Origin of the sequence: Streptomyces sp. NBC_00075 (genome assembly GCF_045041225.1) — a bacterium.
Classification (GTDB): Bacteria; Actinomycetota; Actinomycetes; order Streptomycetales; family Streptomycetaceae; genus Streptomyces; species Streptomyces adonidis.
The window spans coordinates 1,401,053-1,422,987 of sequence record NZ_CP108243.1 but is presented as its reverse complement, the minus strand read 5'-3'; the positions used below and the strand labels follow the sequence as shown (position 1 = coordinate 1,422,987).

18 protein-coding genes are annotated in these 21,935 nt (G+C 69.9%); 14 read left to right on the top strand and 4 right to left on the bottom strand.

Annotated features, from left to right (window positions below; translation table 11 throughout):
- Window positions 1-81: 81 nt before the first annotated feature.
- Window positions 82-1,011, bottom strand: a complete 930-nt coding sequence (locus OG787_RS06235) for a LysR family transcriptional regulator (protein WP_405534512.1) — start codon at window positions 1,009-1,011, stop codon at window positions 82-84.
- Window positions 1,012-1,155: 144 nt separating this feature from the next.
- Here OG787_RS06235 and OG787_RS06230 point away from each other — a divergent pair, with 144 nt between their 5' ends.
- The 13 genes from OG787_RS06230 (at window position 1,156) to OG787_RS06170 (ending at window position 18,414) form a co-directional block, all read left to right on the top strand.
- A complete protein-coding gene (locus OG787_RS06230) occupies window positions 1,156-3,039 on the top strand; it encodes an amidohydrolase (RefSeq protein WP_405540432.1) in 1,884 nt (627 codons plus the stop codon).
- Between the two features lie 201 nt (window positions 3,040-3,240).
- Window positions 3,241-3,855 carry a TetR family transcriptional regulator gene (locus OG787_RS06225; RefSeq protein WP_369031823.1) on the top strand — a complete coding sequence of 205 codons (615 nt, stop codon included), beginning with the start codon at window positions 3,241-3,243 and terminating at the stop codon, window positions 3,853-3,855.
- Window positions 3,856-3,903: 48 nt separating this feature from the next.
- Window positions 3,904-5,493: an MDR family MFS transporter gene (locus OG787_RS06220; protein ID WP_369031824.1), complete on the top strand. Its 1,590-nt coding sequence runs from the start codon at window positions 3,904-3,906 to the stop codon at window positions 5,491-5,493.
- 416 nt (window positions 5,494-5,909) lie between these two features.
- Window positions 5,910-6,749, top strand: coding sequence for a polyphosphate polymerase domain-containing protein (locus OG787_RS06215; RefSeq protein ID WP_405540431.1), 840 nt, complete (start codon window positions 5,910-5,912; stop codon window positions 6,747-6,749).
- Window positions 6,746-7,423 (top strand): DUF4956 domain-containing protein, encoded by a 678-nt coding sequence (locus OG787_RS06210; RefSeq protein WP_369031825.1) that lies wholly within the window; start codon window positions 6,746-6,748, stop codon window positions 7,421-7,423. The genes OG787_RS06215 and OG787_RS06210 overlap by 4 nt, the downstream gene beginning before the upstream one ends.
- Window positions 7,423-9,147 (top strand): CotH kinase family protein, encoded by a 1,725-nt coding sequence (locus OG787_RS06205; protein ID WP_369031826.1) that lies wholly within the window; start codon window positions 7,423-7,425, stop codon window positions 9,145-9,147. The genes OG787_RS06210 and OG787_RS06205 overlap by 1 nt, the downstream gene beginning before the upstream one ends.
- Before the next feature lie 85 nt (window positions 9,148-9,232).
- Window positions 9,233-9,979: a response regulator transcription factor gene (locus OG787_RS06200; protein WP_369031827.1), complete on the top strand. Its 747-nt coding sequence runs from the start codon at window positions 9,233-9,235 to the stop codon at window positions 9,977-9,979.
- A complete protein-coding gene (locus OG787_RS06195; RefSeq protein ID WP_405534511.1) occupies window positions 9,976-11,574 on the top strand; it encodes a sensor histidine kinase in 1,599 nt (532 codons plus the stop codon). Before OG787_RS06200 ends, OG787_RS06195 begins: the two co-directional genes overlap by 4 nt.
- A gap of 42 nt (window positions 11,575-11,616) precedes the next feature.
- Complete coding sequence (locus OG787_RS06190) at window positions 11,617-12,453, top strand: fumarylacetoacetate hydrolase family protein (RefSeq protein WP_369031829.1); 837 nt, start codon at window positions 11,617-11,619, stop codon at window positions 12,451-12,453.
- A gap of 153 nt (window positions 12,454-12,606) precedes the next feature.
- Window positions 12,607-13,896, top strand: a complete 1,290-nt coding sequence (locus tag OG787_RS06185) for a glycosyltransferase (RefSeq protein ID WP_369031830.1) — start codon at window positions 12,607-12,609, stop codon at window positions 13,894-13,896.
- Window positions 13,897-13,913: 17 nt separating this feature from the next.
- Entirely contained in the window at window positions 13,914-16,085 is a 2,172-nt protein-coding gene (locus OG787_RS06180; protein ID WP_405534510.1) for a glycosyltransferase family 39 protein, read from the top strand.
- A 50-nt stretch (window positions 16,086-16,135) separates the two neighbouring features.
- The gene (locus OG787_RS06175; RefSeq protein WP_369031832.1) at window positions 16,136-16,879 is read left to right on the top strand and encodes a response regulator transcription factor; all 744 of its coding nucleotides are present in this window, start codon (window positions 16,136-16,138) and stop codon (window positions 16,877-16,879) included.
- Window positions 16,876-18,414, top strand: coding sequence for a sensor histidine kinase (locus OG787_RS06170; RefSeq protein ID WP_369031833.1), 1,539 nt, complete (start codon window positions 16,876-16,878; stop codon window positions 18,412-18,414). Before OG787_RS06175 ends, OG787_RS06170 begins: the two co-directional genes overlap by 4 nt.
- Window positions 18,415-18,435: 21 nt before the next feature.
- On the opposite strand, the gene OG787_RS06165 is transcribed toward OG787_RS06170, so the two are convergent.
- A complete protein-coding gene (locus OG787_RS06165; protein ID WP_405540430.1) occupies window positions 18,436-19,008 on the bottom strand; it encodes a sodium:solute symporter family transporter in 573 nt (190 codons plus the stop codon).
- Window positions 18,903-19,970, bottom strand: coding sequence for a sodium:solute symporter family transporter (locus OG787_RS06160; protein ID WP_405534509.1), 1,068 nt, complete (start codon window positions 19,968-19,970; stop codon window positions 18,903-18,905). Before OG787_RS06160 ends, OG787_RS06165 begins: the two co-directional genes overlap by 106 nt.
- Before the next feature lie 96 nt (window positions 19,971-20,066).
- On the opposite strand from OG787_RS06160, the gene OG787_RS06155 reads away from it, so the two are divergent.
- Window positions 20,067-20,846 carry a hypothetical protein gene (locus tag OG787_RS06155; protein ID WP_405534508.1) on the top strand — a complete coding sequence of 260 codons (780 nt, stop codon included), beginning with the start codon at window positions 20,067-20,069 and terminating at the stop codon, window positions 20,844-20,846.
- Between the two features lie 134 nt (window positions 20,847-20,980).
- Here OG787_RS06155 and OG787_RS06150 read toward each other — a convergent pair whose 3' ends face one another.
- Window positions 20,981-21,814, bottom strand: a complete 834-nt coding sequence (locus tag OG787_RS06150) for a hypothetical protein (protein WP_405534507.1) — start codon at window positions 21,812-21,814, stop codon at window positions 20,981-20,983.
- Between the last annotated feature and the right edge of the window lie 121 nt (window positions 21,815-21,935).

Genomic DNA, 21,935 nt, shown 5'->3' with positions numbered 1-21,935 from the left:
CCGGGACCGGTCCCCAGCCTCCGGCCCGAAGGAGCGTTCCGTCCAACATATGGATACGGGTTCAGCGATCGGCCATACCGATCACTCCTTCACGGCGTGCCGTCCGATCACTTCGAGGAACGCCGCGGCCGCCGGTGCCAGCCGCTTGCTGTCGTGCACCGCGCACACAGTGTGCACCGCCGCCTCGTCCGTCAGGCGGAGCGCGTGGGCGCCGTACGGCAGGGTGTTGTCGGGGTTCGGGCCCAGCAGGGACCCGGCGCCGAAGACGGACGAGTGGGGGACGACCGTCACGCCGATGCCCCGGGCGGCCAGCCGGATCATGTCGTAGATCTGGCCGACCTGGAAGTGCTGGCCGGGCTCCACTCCGGCGCGGGCGAAGGCGGACTCGACCTGGCGGCGCAGCCCGGTGCCCTTGGTGAACTGGATGAGCTGGTGGCTGTCCGGGAGGTCGGCGAGATCGGCCACCTCGCGGCCCGCCAGGGCGTGGTCGGCCGGCACGATCAGGATGAGCGGGTCGTCGGCCAGGACGGTGTGGTCGAGCCCGTCGGGAAGCTGCCGCGGGGCGAGGCCGACGACGGCGATGTCCAGATCCCCGGCCAGCACCGCCGCGGCCATCTCGGAGCTGGGCGCGTTGGTCACGTGGAAGTCGACGCCGGGGTGGCGGGCGTGGTAGTCGGCCATCACCTCGACGAGGTCGACCAGGGAGGCACGCGTCTGGACGAGCCCCAGGCGCAGCCGCCCGCGCCGCAGGCCGGAGAGGGCGTCGAGGGCGGCCTGGGCGTTGTCGACGTCGGCGAAGATGCGTCGGGCGAGGGGTTCGAGGAGTTCTCCGGCGGCCGTCAGGCGGACGGAGCGGCTGGTGCGGCTGAACAACTGGGCTCCGACGTCCTTTTCCAGGCGGGCGATCTGCTGGCTCAGCGCCGATTGCGCGACGTAGCAGTTCGCGGCGGCCTGCGTGAAGTTGCGCGTCTCGGCGACGGCGAGGAAGTACCTCAGGTGGCGCAGGTCCATCCCGGCCTCCGATCTCTTACGCCGATTGATTCGAGAGAAACCATGTGTTGGACCGATTCATTGTGGCAGACCTGGCGTCGAGGCGTCGCGCGACGACCCATCCTCCGCTTCCGTGCCAAGGAGCCCCTCTTGTCCAGCAGCACCATGCCCGTGGGCGGCGTACGCCCGAGCGAGGGCGTCCGGCACCCCGCCCAGCTCGTCGTCCGCAACGGCCGCATCCACACCGGGGACCCGGCCCGTCCGCACGCGTCCGCCGTGGCCGTCACCGACGGGGTCTTCACGGCCGTCGGTGACGATGCGACCGTCGCTGCTCACATAGGCCCCGACACCCGTGTCGTGGATGCCCTCGGCCGGCGGGTGATCCCCGGCCTCAACGACTCCCACCTGCACGTCATCCGTGGTGGCCTGAACTACCTGCTGGAGCTGCGCTGGGACGGCGTACGGTCGCTGCGCACCGCGCTGCGGATGCTGCGGGGGCAGGCCGAGCGCACGCCCGAGGGCCAGTGGGTGCGCGTGGTCGGCGGCTGGACGGGGGAGCAGTTCGCCGAGAAGCGGCTGCCGTCCGTCGCCGAGCTGAACGCCGCGGCCCCCGACACCCCCGTCTTCGTCCTGCACCTGTACCAGTCGGCGATCCTCAACCGGGCCGCCGTCGAGGCTGTCGGCTTCACCCGCGACACCCCGAACCCGCCCGGCGGGGAGATCGTCCGCGACTTCGTCGGCAATCCGACGGGCGTGCTACTGGCCGCCCCCGCCGCCGGCCTGCTCTACTCCATCCTCGCCAAGGGTCCGATCCTCGGCTCCGAGGACCAACTGGGCTCCACCCGCCACTTTCTGCGCGAGCTGAACCGCTTCGGCATCACCAGCGCCATTGACGCCGCCGGCGGCTTCCAGAACTTCCCCGACAACTACGCGGCCGTCACCGAGCTCGCGGAACGCGGTGAGTTGACGGTCCGTATCGCCTACCACCTCTTCCCGCAGACCGCCGGGCAGGAAGTGGACGACCTGCGCCGCTGGATCGGCATGGTCAGCCCCGGCGACGGCGACGAGTGGCTGCGTTGCAACGGCGCCGGCGAGAACCTGGCCTGGTCCCCGGCCGACTTCGAGAACTTCGCCGAACCGCGCCCCGAGCTGTCCGCACGTGCGAAGAACGAGCTGGAGGCGGCGGCCCGGCTGTTGCTCGACAACGGCTGGGGCTTCCGCCTTCATGCCACCTACGACGAGACGATCCGTCAGGACCTTGACGTCTTCGAGAAGATCGCCGCTGACGGGGGCTTCCCGCCCGGCACCCGCTGGCTCTTCGACCACGCCGAGACCGTCAGCCGGGAGAGCCTGGAGCGGATCAAGGCACTCGGCGGCGCTGTGTCCGTGCAGAACCGCATGATGTTCCAGGGCAAGGCGTTCATCGACCGCTACGGCGCCGAGCGCGCCGCGACCGCGCCTCCGATCCGCGCCATGCGCGAGACGGGCCTGCTGGTCGCCGCCGGCACGGACGCCACCCGCGTCTCCAGCCACAACCCCTGGCTGTCGCTGTCCTGGCTGGTCACCGGCCGCACCATCGGCGGCACCCTCCTGTACCCGGCCGAGAACCGCGTCGACCGGGCCACCGCGCTGGAGATGTACACCAGGGCGGGCGCCGAACTGACCGGCGAGGCCGATGTGAAGGGCACCATCAGCCAGGGCAGGTACGGCGACCTGGCCGTGCTGTCCGCCGACTACTTCGCCGTGGCCGACGAGGACATCGACCGTATCGAGGCCCTGCTGGCGGTGGCCGGCGGCAAGGTCGTGTACGCGGCCGGGGACTACGAGAACATCGCCGCTCCGCTGCCGGAGATCAGCCCGGCCTGGAGCCCGGTCGCCCGCTTCGGCGGCTTCGTGCGCGACCAGCGGTCGGGGGCGCGGCAGGCTCGGGGCTTCGTCGAGGCCGTCGCCGATTCGGAGGAGCAGCGCGGCTGGCGCGAGAAGCGCGGCGACTTCGATCACGTACCGCAGCTCAGCGGTGCGATCGATCCGCTGGGCGGCTGCTTCTGACGGACGTCCCCAGAGTCACGCCTTCGTCAGCGACACCCCTTCGTCGTACGAGAATTCGTGCATCGTCCCTTGGTTCAAGCCCGCCGGCGGGGCGCGTCCGGTGGCGGCTCGTCACCCAGGTACGGACGGCGGCTCAGGTATCGAATCAGTGGCATATCTTGCATAGTCCGCAAAGTTTGCAGAGCATGCAAGAATTGGTCCATGACTCCCCAGGGTGAAGGTCTGCGTGACCGACGGCGGCGCGAGACGCGGCTGGAAATCCACCGGGCCGCACTGCGGCTGGCCCGGAAGCACGGCTTCGACAAGATCACCGTCGACATGATCAGTGCGGAGTCCGGGGTCTCGCCCCGTACCTTCTTCAACTACTTCCCGAACAAGGAGGCGGCGCTGCTGCTGGGGCCGACCGAGGTGCCCCCGGCGCTGGCCGCGGAGTTCGTCGCGGCCGGCACCGCGTCACCCAGGGAGGTGCTCGCGGACGTGACCCGGCTGCTCCTGCGGGAAATGGCCGACAACTCGCCCGAGCGCGCGACGATGCACGACGTCTTCGCGCTGGCGCAGACGCATCCCCTCATCCACGCCGCGCTGCTGGCCCGTATCGAGGGCTTCCAGAGGTCCCTCGCCGACGTGGTCGCCCGGCGGATGGGGCAGCGGCCGGAGGACGAGATGCCGAGCCTGATCGCAGCACTCGCGCTGACCGCGGTGCGCACCGGCCTGGAGCGCTGGTCGCGCGAGGTCCCGCAGAGCGCCGAGAACGACTCTCCGATCCCGTACGTCGAGCGGGTCATGGAACTCCTGCGCACCCTCTCGGCCGACTGATCCCCGTCCCCTGTGCGACCTTGTCCCCCTTCGTTGTTGAGGAACTTCATGAGTGGACTGAATCCGGCGGAGACGGAGGAGCAGGGCTTCTCCGGGGTTCCGCAACACTTCGGCCTGATATTCGCGGGTCTGATGACCGCGATGCTGCTGGCCTCGCTCGACCAGACCATCGTCAGCACCGCGCTGCCGACCATCGTCGGCGAGTTGCACGGCGTGAACCACATGGCCTGGGTGACCACCGCGTACATCCTGGCCGCCACCATCGCCATGCCCGTCTACGGTCGCCTCGGTGACCTGATGGGCCGCAAGACGCTCTTCCTGGGTGCCATCGTCGTCTTCGTCGCCGGATCCGCGACCGCGGGCATGGCGCAGGACATGACCCTGCTGATCATCGGCCGTGCCGTACAGGGCCTCGGCGGCGGGGGCCTGATGATCACCGCGCAGGCGATCATCGCCGACCTGGTGCCGCCGCGGCAGCGCGCCAAGTACATGGCGCCGATGGGTGCCGTCTTCGGCCTTTCCTCGGTTGCCGGACCGCTGCTCGGCGGCTGGTTCACCGACGGTGTGGGTTGGCGCTGGGCCTTCTGGATCAATCTGCCGCTGGGCGCGCTCGCCCTCGCAGTCGCCGCGTTCGCGTTGCGCCTGCCCCGCCGGAGCGTCAAGGTCGCGATCGACTACCTCGGCATCACGCTGATGGCAGTCGCCGTCACCTGCACCGTGCTCGTCGCCGACTGGGGCGGCACCGATTACGCCTGGACCGACCCGCTGGTCCTCGGCCTCGCCTCAGGCGCCGTCGCCGCCTGGGCCCTGTTCCTGTTCTCCCAGAGCCGCGCGGCCGAACCGATCATCCCGCTGCGCCTGTTCCGGAGCCGGATCTTCGACATCGCCACGCTGCTCGGCATGGTCGTGATCGGCGTCGGGATGTTCGCGGTCATCGGCTATATGCCGACCTACCTGCAGATGGTGTACGGCAAGAGCGCGACCGAGTCCGGACTGCTGCTCATCCCCATGGTCGTCGGCATCATCGCCACGGCCCTCCCGTCCGGACAGCTGATCAGCCGGACCGGCCGCTACAAGATCTACCCGATCCTCGGCACCGCGGTCGTCGGCGTCACCGTGTGGCTGATGTCCACCCTGGACACCGGCAGTTCGATCGCGGTCGTCTGCGGATACCTGTTCCTCTTGGGCGCGGGCGTCGGCCTGATCATGCAGAACCTCGTCCTGGCCGTGCAGAACGCCTTCCCGCCGAGTGACGTCGGCACCGCCACCTCCGCCAACAACTTCTTCCGTGAGATCGGCGCCACCTTGGGCACCGCCGCGGTCGGCGCTGTGTTCACGCACCGCCTCACCGATCAGCTCACCAGTCGGCTCTCGGCCGCCGACGCCAAGGTCGTGGGGTCGACCGACTCGCTGACCCCGGCCCTCGTCCACGCCCTGCCGGACAAGATCCAGGAAGCCGTGATCCTCGCCTACCAACAGGCCTTGACCCCGGTGTTCCGTTACATGACCCCGCTGTTCGCCTTCGGCCTCGTGCTGGCCTTCCTCCTCCCGGAGAAGAGGCTGGCCGACGGCCATGGCCCCGGAACGGATCCGGTGACTCCAAGTGCCGGTGAGGCAGCGCCGCTGAGGCGGAAATGAAGAAGGGGAGCCGAGATGAGCGATCGTCGGATTCCCCCCCGCTCCCCGCTGACACGTCCGCCCGGTCATGCGAGTCACGCGCCAGGTAGGTGCCCGAGAGAGTCGCGGCTGCTCGCGGGCACCCCTCTGACGGTCCGGATCCCGTAGCCCGACGGTCAGAGATCAGCTGAATGCGGCAATTGGCCGCACCGGTGCTTCTGTCAACGCGCGCAGTTCACCTGGTGGTCACTTCAGATACCCCTGTAATTACCCCGCAATTCTCAGCGGCTTCTCACGTCCCGCCGGTTTCGTGTGCTGCGTCGCCCGACCGGGCCGTACGACGAAGGAGGCGCATGGTGGTGCTACCGGTGACCACATGGCGGAAGTCCCCGAGCCAGGAGGAGGACCAGGACCCGGCGGGGGAGCAGCCGTTGCACGTGGCCAGCAGGCTCCACGCGTTCAACCGGTTCGAGCTGAAGTACCTCGTGCCGGTCGAGGAGGCGGCCGAGATCCGGGACGAGCTGGCCGAACGGATGGACCGCGATCTGAACAGCCCTGTGGGCGGCTACGGCGTGTGGAGCCTGTACTACGACACCCCGCAGCTGCGGTTCTACTGGGAGAAGATCGAGGGCCTGAAGTTCCGGCGCAAGTTGCGAATCCGCCACTACGGGAACCTGGACGGCGTCACCGACGAGTCCCCGGTCTGTGTGGAGATCAAGCAACGGGTCAACCGGGTCACGCAGAAGCGCCGTATCACTCTCCCCTACGGCACCGCCCGGCAACTGTGCGACGGCCGGCAGCTGGTGGAGCACTCGCCCAATGAGCGGGCCTTCATCCACGAGGTGCTCGAACTGGTCGTACGGCTGAACCTACAGCCCACCGCGATCACCGGCTACCAGCGCGAGGCACTGGTCGGCCGTGACGCGGACACCGGACTGCGGGTGACCTTCGACCGGCGCATCCGCGGCCGGGACCGGGACTTCCACTTCGGCATCGCCACGCCCGAGAACCGGTTCACCATCCCGTCCCACATGTCGGTGATGGAGATCAAGGTCAACGAGCGCACCCCGCACTGGATCACGGACCTCGCCGCTCGCCGGAACCTCAACCTCATCCGGGTCTCCAAGTACGTGCAGTCCGTCGAGGCGTTCGGCCTGGCACCCCGATCCGTCTTCCATGTCGACGAGACGGACTACCCGTCGCCCACCCCCACCGAGCAGTCGCTGCCCCAGCAGCGGTCGGCGCATGACGCGCCCTTGAAAGCAGGAGCACAGTGAACTTCGATCTGCAGGAACTCAGCGGTACGTTCAGCGTCGCCGACGTGGTCGCGGCCATGGCGCTGTCGTTCATCCTGAGCACGGTGATCGGTTACGTGTACAGGTACACGCACCGCAACGTCTCCTACAGCCAGTCCTACGTCCAGACCCTCGTCATCGTCGGCATGATCGTCGCGCTGATCATGCTGGTCGTCGGGTCCAACCTCGCCCGGGCGTTCTCACTGGTCGGAGCACTGTCCGTGGTCCGGTTCCGCAACGCCGTCAAGGAAACCAGGGATGTCGGTTTCATCTTCCTGGCGATGGCGATCGGCATGGCCTGCGGCGCCCGCTTCTACACGCTGGCCGCAGTCGGCGCCGTGGTGATCTGCGTCGTCATCGTCGTGATGTTCAAGTTCAACTGGTTCGCGCTCAACGTCCAGCGTCAGGTCGTCAAGGTCCAGGTCCCGGCGGGCGAGGACTACTCGGCGGCCATCCGCGACGTCCTCATCCGCTACACCAGCGAGTTCGAGCTGGTGAGCACCGAGACAATCCGCGGCGGCGCGCTGAACGAGGTGTTCTACACGGTGCGCATGAAGAAGGGGACCGAACCCGGCGACCTGGTGACCTCGTTGCAGGAACGCACCTCCGGCCAGCGGGTGACCGTGCTGACCGGTTACGACACGACCGACCTGTGATGTCCAGCGGCGAGACGGTACGCAGGCCGAGGCGACTACGGGATCGCGTCCCCGTACGTCTGCGACACCACTGGAAGCCGGCCGCGGCCCTGTGCGCCGGCCTGGCGATGATGGTCTATTTCTTCGGCGACGCCCGCATATCGCCGTACGTCACCTCCTCCTCCAGCGTGGAGGCGGACGTCATCACGGACGACGTGCGGGGCACAGTCGGCCTGTACGACACGTCCGTGTCCCACTCCGTCCAACTCGAGTACGACCAGACCGAGTTCGACAAGATGATGAAGGAGTTCCGGGAGGACGGCACCAAGGAGTACATCGAGGCCGACCTCACCGTCGACGGCGTGTATCTCGAGGACGTCGGGATCCGTCTCAAAGGGAACTCCACCCTGATGTCCCTGCGCGGCGACAGCGGGACCATGCCCGGTGGCGGCCGGGACATGCCCGAAGGCGTCGCGCAGGGCGACCCGGCCCCGTCGCAGAGCGACGGGGCCGGGGGGCGGGGCAACGGCGGAGGAGCCGGCGGTATGGCCGGGGGCATGGGCGGGATCACGCAGTACAACCTCTCCGAGAAGAAGCCGGAGGAACTGCCCTGGCTCATCAAGATCGACGAGTATGTCGAAGGCCGTGCCTATCAGGGCGAGCGGGAGATCTCGCTGCGGCCCGGCAGCGACGGCCAGGTGCCGGTGAACGAGGCGCTCGCGCTGAGCCTGACGGACACCACGGGTCAGAAGAACGAGCGGTACGCCTTCACCTCGGTGAAGGTCAACAACCGCCCGGTCACCAGCCGCCTGATGGTCGAGAGCCCCGACACCGAGTACGCCGAGTCCGTCGGGGACGGCAACGGGGTGCTCTACAAGGCCCGGGCAGGCGGCAGTTTCGAGTACCGCGGAGACGACCCGAGCGACTACGAAACGTCCTTCGAGCAGCTCAACAAGGTCGGCAGCCAGGACCTGGAGCCGGTCATGAAGCTCATCAAGTGGGCCGACCAGGCATCGGACAAGGAGTTCGAGGAGGAGCTCGACCAGTACGTGGACGTGGAGGCCCTGGCCACGTACCTGGCCGCGCAGAACCTGTTGATGAACTTCGACGACATGGCAGGCCCCGGCAAGAACTACCTGCTCTATTACGACCTGGACACCAAGAAGTTCTCGGTCCTGGGCTGGGACTACAACCTCACCTTCACCGGCGACGCGACGTCGGGGCCCGACGATGAGACAAGCATCGGCGGCGCCTTCGGTGGGGGCGGAGGCACCGCCAATGGGCAGGACGAGCAGAACACGCCCTCCGGGGCGCCGTCAGGGATGCCCGAGAACCTGCCGGAGGGAGTGCCGTCCGGGATGCCCGACGGAATGCCATCGGGCATGCCTTCAGGGATGCCGGAAGGGATGCCGTCGGGCATGCCGGGCGGCGCGGCAGGCGGCGACCAGAACGGCCAGGGCGATCAAGGCCAAGCCGGTGGGTTCGGCGGCATGATGAGCCACCCTCTGAAGGATCGCTTCCTGGACTCGGACGCCTTCGATTCCGTCTACAAGAAGGCGTACAAGGAGCTGTACGAGAAGTTCTACGGCTCCGGAGCCGCCCTGAAGTCGCTGGACGGCATCGCCGAACAGGCCCGGCAGGCCGGCGCCGACGGCGAGGAACTGAACTCCGCTGTCGAGAAGCTCCGCAAGACGGTCACCGAGCGCACCGAGGCACTGGCGAAGGACAAGGAGGTGACGGGCTGATCTCAGGGGCCCGGACGGCGTCCCCCGTGGGACGCCGTCCGGGATCTCGGTGCACCTCGAACCCCGTACCAGCGAAGGAACTTCCATGCCCGTCACGCCGTCAGGGCCCGCACTGCCCAGGCACACCGTGCTCGTCGTCGAGGACGACCCCAGCATCCGCACCCTGCTCACCTCGGCCCTCCAAGCCGCCGGATACGCGGTGAGCACCGCCGACACCGGCCAGAGGGCCATGTTCGAAGCGGGCCGTGGCCAGCCTGATCTGATCGTGCTGGACGTAGGTCTCCCCGACATCGACGGCTTCGCGGTGACCCGGCACCTTCGAGCGGAGGGCGTCTACACACCGGTGTTGTTCCTGACGGCCCGTACCGACGTCGAGGACCGCATCATCGGCCTCAGCTCCGGTGGCGACGACTACGTCACGAAGCCGTTCCACGTACAGGAGGTGCTGCTGCGTATCCGCGCCATCCTGCGCCGCAGCGACATGCCACCGGGCGGCGGGACCAAGCGGGTGCCGCTGCGGTACGCGGATCTGGAGTTGGACGAGCAGACCCACGATGTGCGGCGGGCCGGTCTGCCCATCCAGCTGTCACCCACCGAGTTCCGGCTGTTGGTCTGTCTGCTGACCCAGCCGGAGCGCGTGGTGGGCAAGAAGGAGATCCTGTCCCAGGTCTGGCACTACGACTTCGCGGGCGACGCCCGAATCGTCGACACCTACGTACGCAATCTGCGGCGCAAGATAGACCGGTTCGAACCTCAGCTCATCCAGACGATCCGCGGCGTCGGTTACTGTCTGCGGGCCGAACACCACGGCCGGGGAGCGGCGGCGCTGTGAGGCCCTGGCTGCGGCGACTGGAGCCGCGTTCGCTCCGGGCCCGGCTTGTTCTCGGGGCCACACTGCTGGCCACCTCGGCGGTGCTGCTCTGCCAGGCCGCGGGGCTCGCCCTGCTCCACACGTGGCTGACCGACCAGGTCGACGGCAGGCTCACCCGTTTCCAGCCAGTGCCCCAGCTCTACCAGGACGCGGCCGACGGTCGGACAGCAGCAGGGGAGCCCGCCGGGAAGGACGCGCTCCCCTCGGACTACCGGGTGTATTTCTACGACAGCGGCGGTCACAGGTTGGCCACGTCGCTGAACGGTAGCGGGGGCAGTGCCGGGCCACGGCTGCCGCGAGCGGAGTCGGCCCTCGGCCTGGAGAACGGCCGGCCCACCACGGTCGCCGCGACCGATGGCGGCAGTACCTGGCGAGTGATCGCCCGAACCGGCACGGACGGCACCAGGGTCGTGGTGGCGCTGCCTCTGAAAGGGGTGGACGACGCGACCTCCAGGATGCTGTGGTTCAGCCTCGTTGTGGGAGCGGCCGTCGCGGCCGGCGTCATCCTCTTCGGCAATCTTGTCGTGCGACTGGGGCTGCGGCCGCTGGCTGGTGTCGAGCGCACCGCCCGACGCATCGCCGACGGTGAACTGCAGTTGAGTGTTCCGGACCGGCACGTGGCCACCGAGGTCGGTCACCTCAGCCGCGCGTTGAACACCATGCTCGACCGGTTGCGGGCCGCCCTGCACCGGGCCGAGGCGTCCGAACAGCGGCTGCGCCACTTCCTGGGGGATGCCGGCCACGAACTGCGCACGCCGCTCACCTCGATGCAGGGCTTCGCCGAACTGCTCGAACAGGAACCGGGGATGAGTCCGGAGCGACGCCAGGAGGCGCAGCAGCTGATCGTGCGGAACGCCGAGCGCATGAGCCGCCTCGTCGAGAGCCTGTCCCAGTTGGCAAGGCTGGGGGACGTGCCCGCGACGCGATGGCAGTCCGTCGACCTGCTCTCGCTGGCCGCCGACAGCATCGCAGCCGTCGCCGTACGCCATCCCGATCGCGGTATCGGCCTCGGTGCCCTCGCGGACAGCCGGGACGACTCCGGTGACGAGGCCGCGCTGGACGTCGTGGATGCCGTCGGTGATCCTCATCAGCTGGCGCAGGTCCTGTCGAACCTTCTGACCAACGCCTGCCTCCACACCCCGCCCGGGACACGGATCCAGGTGCGCGTCGGCACCTTCCGCGTCCGCCCGCACGGTCGGGGCACGGATGTGCCGGGCCGTACGAGCGTCAACCCGCCGCTGGCCCCAGGCATCCGTGTCTGTGCCGTCGAGGTGGCCGACGAAGGGGCCGGCCTCGCCGCGCCGGACGCGCGGCGGGTCTTCGAGCGCTTCTACCGCGCCGACTCCGCCGCGCGGGCCGTGGCGGGATCCGGTCTGGGACTGGCGATCGCCGCCGGCGCCGCGGAGGCCAACGGCGGGCGTCTGGAGCTCGACACCCGGCCGGGCGAGGGCTGTACCTTCCGCCTGCTCCTGCCGTACCGGACCGTCACCGAGTTCACCCGGCACCCCGGGGAACAGGCGGACCGACCGCTGCCCATTCCGGCCGCCAGTACCTGACGCAGACCCTTGTCCGTTCTCCCCACCGAAGGAGCTCCACCGGTGAAGCTCAGCACCGTACGACTGGGACGAGACCGCACGGCCGCCGCGCGTCTGCAGAAGAAGCACTGCGTGGTGCTGCCGTACCGGGACGTCGGAGCGCTGATCGCGTCCGGCGACGGCTGGCGGGAACGGGCCGCCGCCGAGACCGGAGAGCGTCACAGACTGGACGAAGTCTCGTACGCGCCACTGATCGTCCGGCCGGGCAAGGTCGTCAGCGTCGATCCCGGTTACGCGGCCCGTGCCCGGGAGACGGGGCGGCCCCTTTCGGCCGTTCCGGAGTTCCGCGTGCGGGACGGCCGCCGTGTCGTCGGGGCCCACGACGACATCTGCCTGCCGTCCGAGGAACAGGACGTGGACTGGGGTGTGGCGCTGGGCCTGGTGATCGGGCGCCGGGCCCGTGGGGTCACGGCCGAAACCGCCCTGAGCCACGTCGCCGGCTACACCGTGGTCAACGACGTCACCGTACGAAGTCGCGAGGGCGCTGTCCTCGACTCCGGGCCGTCTCCAGCCGTCGCCACCGCTGTGGGGCCCGCCCTCGTCACCATCGAGGACGCACCGATGGGTGGTCGTGGCCTGACGATGAGCGGCCTCGTCGACGGACGTGTCAGACAGAAGGCGAACACCTCGGAGCTGATATTCGACGTCGCCACGGTCATCGCCCACGTCAGCACCGTCGTCGCCCTGCTGCCCGGAGACCTGATCACGACCGGAACGCCGGCCGCCTCGCGCACCGGCCGCGAACCCGGAATGTGCCTCCGTCCGGGAATGAAGGTGGTCGCCTCGATCAGAGGTCTCGGTGAACTCCGGAACGCCGTGATGCGGTCGTGGTCACAGTGAACCGCGGGAACGATTCCGGCCATTGATCTGACTCCCCGTCAGTTCCCTGCATTCTCCCCCCACCCCCACAGGCGACGCGGCGACAGTGAGGTCGCGGCCCTGGACCAGGGCCTGTGAGCCGCAGTCTGCCGTCCCCTCATGCCTGAGGAAGCCATGACTCCCACCCCCCACCTCACCGCATCCGCCGTCCGCACGGAGCGTCCGGCCGAGTTCCAGCCCGCCGAGCGCTCTGTGCTCCCGCACGCCGGTAACGCGACGGTGGACATCGTCGTGCCGGTCCACAACGAGGAACGGGCCCTGCCCGGCTGCCTGCGCACGCTCCACGCCCGCCTGAGCGCGGGCTTCCCTTTCCCGTGGCGGATCACCGTCGCCGACAACGCCAGCACCGACCAGACCCTCGCCACCGCCCGCCGCCTCGCGGACGAACTGCCCGGCGTCGGCGTCGTCCACCTGGACCGCAAGGGCCGCGGGCTCGCCCTGCGCACCGTCTGGGGTGCCAGCGACGCGGACATCGTGGCGTACATGGACGTGGACCTGTCCACCGGGCTGGACGGGCTGCTCCCGCTCGTCGCCCCGCTGGCCAGCGGCCACTCGGACATCGCGATCGGCTCCCGGCTGGCTCCCGGCGCGCGCACGGTGCGCGGCCCACGCCGCGAGTTCGTCTCCCGCTGCTACAACGGCATCATCCGGCTCACCCACGGGGTCCGTTTCACCGACGCCCAGTGCGGATTCAAGGCGGCCCGTACGGACGTACTGCGGCCCCTGCTCGAAGTGACCCGCGACGACGCGTGGTTCTTCGACACCGAACTCCTGCTGCTCGCCGAGCACAACGGACTGCGCGTCCACGAGGTACCGGTCGACTGGGTCGAGGACGTCGACACCCGGGTGGACGTGGTGAGCACCGCCACGGACGACCTGCGGGGCCTGTGGCGCATGGCGCGCCTCAAGGCCTCCGGCGCCGCCCGGGTCGAGGTACCGTCCCGTCCCGAACCGGCCGCCGAGCACCCCGACGCCGTCCTCGCACCCGCCACGCGACGCGGCGCGCTGTCGTGGGAGGTCGGCTGCTTCGTCGCGATCGGGATCGTCTCCACCCTCGGACAGGCCCTGCTGTACTGGCTGTTGCGCTCCTGGTGGTCACCCGCGACGGCCAACCTCGTGTCGCTGCTGGCGCTCACCGTCCTCAACACCGAGGCGAACCGCCGGCTCACCTTCCGGCACTCCACCGCCCCGCCCGCACGTGCGCACCTCGGCGCCGGGGCCCTGTTCGTCCTCGGCTATCTGGTCACCTCGGGGGCGGTGCTGTGGTTCAAGCGGCTCGATCCCGGAGCCTCACCGGCCGCGGAGACCCTGGTCCTCGCCGCGGCTTCCGTCGTCGTCACCGGTGTGCGCTTCGCCGTGCTGCGGCTGGCCGTCTTCGCAAGCCCCCGTCGTCGTACCCGTTGATGAGAGCGAAACCCGACATGAGCAATTCCGCGCACATCATGCCCGTACCTGCGGCATCGGCTGACGACAGGAGGCCTGCGGACACGTCCGTCCGCTCGCTGCCCGCCTGGGCGGCACCCGCGGCCCTCGGAGCCGTCCTCGTGCTCGCGGCCGTCCTGTACGGATGGGCCCTGGGCTCCCTGGGGTGGGGCAACAGCTACTACTCGGCGGCCGTGAAGTCGATGGGGCAGAGCTGGACCAACTTCCTCTTCGGCTCCTTCGATCCAGCGGGCGTGATCACGGTGGACAAACCACCGGCCGCGTTGTGGCCCCAGGTGATCAGCAGCAAGATCTTCGGGATGCACGGCTGGGCGCTGATCCTGCCGCAGGTCCTCGAAGGCGTCGCCGGGGTGCTGGTGCTGCACCGCACCGTGCGCCGCTGGGCGGGGGAGGGGGCGGCTCTGCTTGCCGCGCTGGTGCTCACCCTGACGCCCATCACCGTGGCCATCAACCGGGACAACAACCCGGACACGCTCCTGGTCCTGCTGCTGGTGTCGGCGGCGTACGCGCTCACCCGGGCGCTCCGGACCGAGGGGCGGGCCACGACCTGGTGGCTGTGCGCGAGCGGCTTCCTGATCGGGTGCGGGTTCCTCACCAAAATGCTCGCCGCCTGGATGGTCGCCCCCGCGTTCGCCGTCGCCTGGCTCGTGGGAGGAAGCGGCGCCTGGATACCGCGAGTGCGGCGTCTGCTGGGCGCGGGAGCCATCCTGGCGGCGTCTTCCTTGTGGTGGGTCGCGATGGTGGCCCTGTGGCCGGGTGACCGCCCGTACATCGGCGGCAGCGAGGACGGCTCGGCCTGGGATCTCGTGATCGGCTACAACGGGCTGGGCCGGGTCTTCGGCTCCAGCGACGGAACGTCCCAGACGATGGGCGGACTCGCCGGCGGATTCGGCGGCCGGTCCGGCCTCGGCCGGTTGTTCAACGCGCAGGTGGGCGGTCAGATCAGCTGGTTGCTGCCGGTCTGCGCGCTGGCTCTGGCTGCCGCCGTCGTCGGCGTCGTCCTGCGCCGACGCGGCAGGCTGCCCGACTCCGCCGTGCTGCCGGCCTCCGGCTGGCTGTTGTGGGGGACCTGGCTGGTGGTCTGCGCAGCCGTGTTCTCGACCCAGAAAGGCATCTTCCACCCGTACTACACCACGCAACTCGCCCCGGCGATCGCCGCCTTGTGCGGCGGACTGATGGCCGCCCTCGTCCGTGCTCACCGCGCAGGCCTGCGCTGGGCGCCCTCGGTCGGCGTGGTCGCGGTCGCGGTGAGCGTGGTCTGGGCCGTGGTGCTCATCCGCCGTGAGCCCGACTGGAACGGCTGGCTGATGTGGCCGGTGCTGCTGGCAGGTTGCGCCGCGGTCGTCCTGCTGCTGCTCTCCCGCCGCCGTGGTCGGCTGCTCACGGCAGCCGCGGGCGCCGCCGTCGTATCGGTCCTGCTGGCCCCGGGAGCCTGGGCCGTGACCGTGCCCGGCACCACCGGCATGGGGGGCACCAACCCGACGGCCGGTCCCCTGACCTTCGGATTCGGTGGAGGCGGCGGCATGCCTCGACAGGGTTCGAACAGTGGTGACCTTCCGTCGGGCATGCCGTCCGGGATGCCCTCAGGCATACCCACGGGTGGAGCGACCGGCATGCCCGGCGCTCCCGGAGGTTCGGGCTCCGACGACAGCGACACGCCCTCGTTCCCGAGTACGGACTCGGGAACGGCCCCGAGCGGGCGTGGCGGCTTCGGCGGAAACGCGGAACTCACCACCGAACAGCGCAAGATCCTTCAGTACGCCGTCGAGCACGCACCCGACGCCCGGATCAAGCTCGCCGTCGAGGGCGGGGCCACCGCGGCCAGTGTCTTCATCCTGGGCACGGACGAGACCGTCATCGGCATGGGCGGTTTCACGAACAGCGACAACGCACCGTCGGTGGCTCAGCTGGAAGAGTGGACCAAGAACGGCGAACTGCGATACATCCTGGGATCCGACACGAACGGCGGCGGACTTCGGGCCCTGTCCGGCGGATACACCGAGCAGCGCTCCGACTGGATCGCCGACAACTGCACGAAGGTTCCGGCGTCGGCGTACGGCGGCACTTCGGGCACGTCGTCGCAGGAAGACGCCGGCGGTGCGATGGGATTCGGGGGAAGCAACGTGCTCTACGACTGCGCCGCGGAGTAACCGACGTCAGAGCGACGGCCGTCAGACGGCAGAACGGACCAGCAGAAGTCATGATCGAGCAGCCCGCAGTGGTGAGGCCGCGACACCGGCTCCTCGTGGTCGAGGACGAGCCCAGCATCCGCACCCTGCTGGAGGCAACGCTTCGTCTGACCGGATACGAGGTGAGCAGCGCCGAGACCGGGCGGTCGGCCCTTCTGGAGGTCGAACGCCTGGCGCCGCATCTGGTGCTGCTCGACGTGATGCTGCCCGATCTGGACGGATTCGAGGTGACCCGCAGGCTGCGGGCGGCAGGCAACGACTGTCCCGTCCTGTTCCTGACCGCTCGCACCGGTCTCGACGACCGCCTCAACGGACTGGGCGTCGGCGGGGACGACTACGTGGCCAAGCCGTTCAGCATCGAGGAGGTGCTGCTGCGCATCGAGGCCATCCTGCGTCGCACGACCCCGGCCGCCGAGGTGCCGGTGGCGCAGAGCGTCCTGCGCTTCGCCGACCTGGAACTCGACGAGGGCGCCCACGAGGTGCACCGCGCGGAGCAGTACGTTCCGCTGTCACCGACGGAGTTCAAGCTCTTGGCCTACCTGCTGGCCAACGCCGGCCAGGTGGTGAGCAAGGCCCAGATCCTCGATCATGTCTGGAGCTACGACTTCGCCGGTGACGCCCGCATCATCGAGACGTACATCAGATACCTGCGCAAGAAGATCGACTCTTTCGACCCTCCGTTGATCCACACCGTGCGCGGCGTCGGCTACTGCCTGCGCCTGCCTCGCGACCACGGAGGAATCCACGACCAGTGACCCGGCTCCTGCCCCCGCCGCCCAAGTCGCTGCGCCGGCGCCTCGTCCTCGGCGTCACGCTGCTCGCCACCGCGGCCGTCCTGGCCTCCCAGGCCGTCGGCTTCGTGGTGCTTCGCTCCTGGCTCCTGGACCGTGTCGACGCGCAGCTCGTCGAGTTCCATCCACCGGCTCCCGCCTTCCAGGACGCGCACGACGGCACGCTCCCGGGTCCGGGGGAACGCCTGGACGCACTGCCCTCGGACTTCCATGTCTACTTCTACGACTCCTCCGGGCGCCGTCTGAACGTCTCCCTGGGCTCCGAGACCAAGCCAGGACCCCAGCTGGCCGATGACGCGCAGAACCTCGGGCTGCGGGACGGGCACCCCGAGACCGTGCCCGCCGTCAGCGGCGACGGCCGCTGGCGGGTGCTGCTGAACCCCGGCCCGGACGGCATGAGCGCGGTGGTCACCCTGCCGCTCGACACCGTCGACGGCGCCACCTCGAAGATCCTCTGGCTGAACGCCGTGCTGCTCGCCGTCACGATCGTCACCCTGCTCGCCCTGGGCCGCTGGGTGATCCGGCTGGGCCTGCTCCCCCTGACCCGAATGGAACGGACCGCACAGGACATCACCGCGGGCCGGCTCGATGTGCGGTTGTCGGACACCGATCCGCGCACCGAGATCGGACGCCTGGGCCGGGTCCTCAACTCCATGCTCGACCGCCTACAGAGGGCACTGCTGGCCCGGGAGACCTCGGAGGCCCGGCTGCGCCGGTTCGTCGCCGACGCCGGGCACGAACTGCGCACCCCGCTCACCGCCATTCAGGGCTACGCCGAACTCGCCCTGCGTCCGGAGCGGCGCTCGGACCACGAACGCGACGAGGCCAACCGGTTCATCGCCCAGAACGCGGAACGCATGAGTCTGCTCGTGGACGACCTCCAGCTCCTCGCCACGCTGGACAAGGAGCCCTCCTACCGGAGGGAGCCGGTCGACCTGCTGTCCCTCGCGGCCGACGCGGTCAGCGCGGCCGCCCTGCACAGCGCCACCCACCCCGTCGACCTCGGCCCGCTCCACACCGCGGCCGATCCGACCGGGGCCGAGGAACTCGACCTCGCGGAGACCGTCGGCGACCCGCATCGCCTGCGCCAGATCCTGGAGAACCTGCTCTCCAACGCCCGAATCCACACCCCGCCGGGCACCCGCGTCCACGTCCGGGTCGGCACCGCCGAGGCCGGTCCCGGCACCGGCGGCACCGACCGCCCCGGGCGCACCGCGGCCTCGCCGCCCCTGCCGACGGGCCTCCCGATCGGCGTGATCGAAGTGGCGGACGAGGGACCGGGCCTCGACCCCGTGGACGCCGAGCGCGTCTTCGAGCGCTTCTACCGGGCCGACCTCGCCCGCTCACGCCACCACGGCGGCAGCGGACTCGGCCTGGCCATCGTCACGGTCATCGCCGAGGGCCACGGAGGCCGGCTCGAACTCGACACCGCACCGGGGCGGGGCTGCACTTTCCGCCTGGTGTTCCCCACGGCCGGTGCCGGCCAGGAACCTCGCTGATCCTCCCGTCCGGGCGCTCGCTCACCGGCGGCGATAGGTGACAGATGCGGGCAGCCGGCCGGTCAGGAGCAGCATGTCGGTGTCAGGCGGATCCTCTCCCGCGGCCGGAGTTCCCCCGGCACGGCGGCGTCCCACCACGCTGCCCGCCCATCCCAACAGGAAGGCGGCGGGCACGGAGATCGCGGCGGGGTTGCTCTGGCCGAACCACGCGAAGTCGGCCGCCGGGACGAGTGCCGTCGGGCTGCCCGACACGGCGGAGGAGAACAGGTACAGGCCGACCGACAGGGACGCTCCGCCGTAGACCGTCCACAACAGCCCGGTCCTGTTGTACCGGCTCCAGTAGAAGGTGTAGAGCAGGGCCGGTGCCACGGTCGACGCGGCCACGGTCGTGGCGAGTTGGGCCAGGAAGCCGGCGGAGTGCCCCTGGGCAGTCACCGCGAGCACGATGCCCACGGTGCCGAAGAGCGCCACGGCGACCCGGGCCGTGGTCAACTCGCCCGCGCGGCTCGGCTGTTCGCGTCGTGCGCTGTGCCGGTAGGCGTCGCGGGCGAGTGCGCCGGCCGCCGCCGACGTGGTGCCGCCGACGACCGCCAGAACGCACAGGAACAGGGCGCAGGCGACCGCGGTGAAAAGCAGGCCGCCGAGTCCGTTCTCCATTTGCCCTCCGCCAGGTCACGAGCCAGGAGCATCAGCGCGTCGTCACCGTTCCCCTGCCCGCCGGTGATCTCGCGGGCGCCGATCCGTGCCGCGGCCCCGAAACCCAGCAGGACCACGGCGGCGCACAGGAAGGCGACGACACCGGTCGCGTATCGGATGGAGCGCCGTGCGGTGGCGGTGTCCCTCATCGCGTAGACCCGGTTGAGGACATGGGGCATGCAGGCGCCGCCCAGGACCAGTGAGAGCTGGCCGCCCGCGAAGCCGAGGCGCGTCGTGCTGCCGTCGCCGATGAGGGCGTCGATGTCTCCGTGGAAGGCCCGGATCGTGCACACGCAGACCACGAGCATCGCCGCGCCGACCACCGTCGTGGCCAGTGTCTGCACCGAGGTGAGCCCTTTGGCGCCGCTGAGTACACCGCAGGTGACGACCAGACCGCCGATCAGTACCGTGCAGACCTTCTGGATTCCGACACCTGTGAAGCCGAGCAGGGCGGCGGTCACACTCCCCGCGGCCATCAGCTGCACGATCAGGAACGGCCCGGTCACGAGGAGCGTGGCCACCGCCGCGGCCATCCGGGGAGCGGTGCCGGACGCCCGCAGTACGAAGAGATCGCCCAGGGTGCAGGCGCCGCTGAGCCGGATGGGCCGCGCGAGGAGAAGAAGCAGGCCCAGCGACAGGAACATGCTGGTCGCCATGGTGATCCCGTCGAAGCCCACGGTCGCCACCACACCGGTGACGGTGAGCAGCAGGGACGTCGAGGTGAAACTCCCGGCCAGCGCGAGTCCGCTGGGGCGAAGTGCCCTGTTGTTGTGTGCGTGTATCGGGAAGGCGAATCGGCGACGCCGCGCCGCGACGGCGGTGCCGCGGGCGGGCGTCCAGCCGTCGTTCACTATTCGCACTTGCGTCACAGTCGCATCCCTTACCCCCTGAAGCGGCCTGCTGGGGTATTTCGCCGCCTACGGTCATCTGGCGCCAACTGACCTATTGGGGGACACATGTCGTACAACCAACAGCCGCCTGTCCAGCCTCCGTTCACCCCACCAGCGGCCGGTGAGCCGGAGGGCAGACCGGCGTGGGCGCGGAAACGGATCGCTGTCCCGGCCGCGCTGCTCATCTTCTTCTTCGGCGTCGGCATCGGTTCTTCCGGCGGCGGTGACGAGGAGAAGGCCGCTGCCAGCAGTGAGGCCGGGCCGCAGCCCACCGTCACTGTCACGAAGACCGCCGTGGCGAAGCCGGCCAAGGACGAAGCCGGGAAGCAGACGGGCGACGACAAGCCCGCGGCCGACGAGGACAAGACGGCGACCGTCCCCAACTTCGTCGGGATGGGCCTTCAGTCCGCCCAGGACAAGGCGCAGGAGGCCGGCTTCCACGGGCTCGCCTCGCATGACGCGCTCGGCCGCGACCGGATGCAGGCATTCGACCGGAACTGGAAGGTGTGCACCCAGAACGTGAAGGCCGGCGTCTCCAGGTCCACGGACACGGACCTGGACTTCGGCGCGGTGAAACTGGAAGAGGCATGCCCCGCGAAGGAGGAGAAGCCGCTGGCCGCGGCAGGTGGCAAGATGCCGGACCTGGCGGGCAAGTCGGTGAAGGCGGCTCGGGCCGTGCTCGACTCCGGTACGTCCATCACCGTGAAGGACGCCCTTCCGGACGGCCGTTGGGTGCTGGTCGAGTCGAACTGGAAGGTGTGCACGCAGACCCCTTCCGCAGCCACGCCGTTGACCGGACAGCCCGTCGAGTTCACCGCGGTCAAGTTCGAGGAGACCTGCCCGTAGACATGACGAAACACCCCCGCAGCTGCCGCTGGAGCGCAGCTGCGGGGGAGCGTGCGAGAGAGACCAGACGCCCTCGCGGGTGGGATCCTCGCCCTGGTCCAGTGGTGAGTGTCGGCGCTCGAAGTGACCTGCCGTCAGCCCGCCCTCGGCAGCGGTACGGGATCGGAGCCGGCCCCTTCCTCCGGGGCGGCCTCGGCACGCGGCCGGAGGGCGACCACGCCGGCCTCCGGCACGGTGACGGGCGGGATCGCATCGACACTTCGGCGCCCGGCTGCCCGGCGGGACTCGAGAGCCGCGATGCCGTACCACGCCAGCAGCGGCGCGACCGCGGCCGACAGCGTGCCGAGGGCGTGGTGGTCCGGGGACAGGACCGCCGCCGTGACCGCGAACAGCGCCACGGCCGTCGCCGCGGCCCGCACCCGGCACCTCGCCGTGAGGGCGACGACCGCCAGCGCCATCAGCACGTACCCGCCCGCCAGCACGCCTGGCAACGCCAAGTAGCCGCCGACGAGGGCCGCCTCGTCCGCCGGGAAGCCCTGGACGGAGGCGAAGACTGCCAGGCCGGCCGCGTTCGACACGAACAACGCGAGGGCGCCGCGCAGATAGACCGGCTGGTTCCGGGACGCCAGCCAGAACAGGGTCAGTGCCATCAAGGGCCAGGCGGCGAAGGTCTCGACGCGGCCCAGGGCCAACGTCGTGGCCTCAGTGGCCGTCGTCCAGCCGGCTGTCACGGCGGTCCCGAACGGGCGGGCGTTCTCGGCGGCGGACCCCGCCCAGTCGACGCCGAAGAGGGGGTTGTCGTCCGCCGTCACGGCGAGGAGGCCGCCGTACACCAGTCCCGTCACCGCCACACCCGCCGCCCCGCGCCGCAGGCCCCTGCGCGTGATCACCTTCGGCGGCGCGAGCCGGCCCCGGGGTTCCTCGCGGTGTGCGCGGCGGCGCGGGGCACACGCGGTGATGCAGCTCATCGTCCGACAGCCTCCTGATCGGCCGAGGACACGTCACCTCGGTGGACGCGTCGACACCCTGTACTTGGATGCTCTTGGATCAGGTAACTGGACTGAACTCTCCGCTTATTCCCGCTGCGAC

Coding starts and splice junctions, on each gene's coding strand:
- OG787_RS06150 (WP_405534507.1), bottom strand. CDS start 21,814: ATGAGCTGCATCACCGCGTGTGCCCCGCGCCGCCGCGCACACCGCGAG.
- OG787_RS06225 (WP_369031823.1), top strand. CDS start 3,241: ATGACTCCCCAGGGTGAAGGTCTGCGTGACCGACGGCGGCGCGAGACG.
- OG787_RS06155 (WP_405534508.1), top strand. CDS start 20,067: ATGTCGTACAACCAACAGCCGCCTGTCCAGCCTCCGTTCACCCCACCA.
- OG787_RS06175 (WP_369031832.1), top strand. CDS start 16,136: ATGATCGAGCAGCCCGCAGTGGTGAGGCCGCGACACCGGCTCCTCGTG.
- OG787_RS06180 (WP_405534510.1), top strand. CDS start 13,914: ATGAGCAATTCCGCGCACATCATGCCCGTACCTGCGGCATCGGCTGAC.
- OG787_RS06200 (WP_369031827.1), top strand. CDS start 9,233: ATGCCCGTCACGCCGTCAGGGCCCGCACTGCCCAGGCACACCGTGCTC.
- OG787_RS06235 (WP_405534512.1), bottom strand. CDS start 1,011: ATGGACCTGCGCCACCTGAGGTACTTCCTCGCCGTCGCCGAGACGCGC.
- OG787_RS06220 (WP_369031824.1), top strand. CDS start 3,904: ATGAGTGGACTGAATCCGGCGGAGACGGAGGAGCAGGGCTTCTCCGGG.
- OG787_RS06185 (WP_369031830.1), top strand. CDS start 12,607: ATGACTCCCACCCCCCACCTCACCGCATCCGCCGTCCGCACGGAGCGT.
- OG787_RS06205 (WP_369031826.1), top strand. CDS start 7,423: ATGTCCAGCGGCGAGACGGTACGCAGGCCGAGGCGACTACGGGATCGC.
- OG787_RS06230 (WP_405540432.1), top strand. CDS start 1,156: ATGCCCGTGGGCGGCGTACGCCCGAGCGAGGGCGTCCGGCACCCCGCC.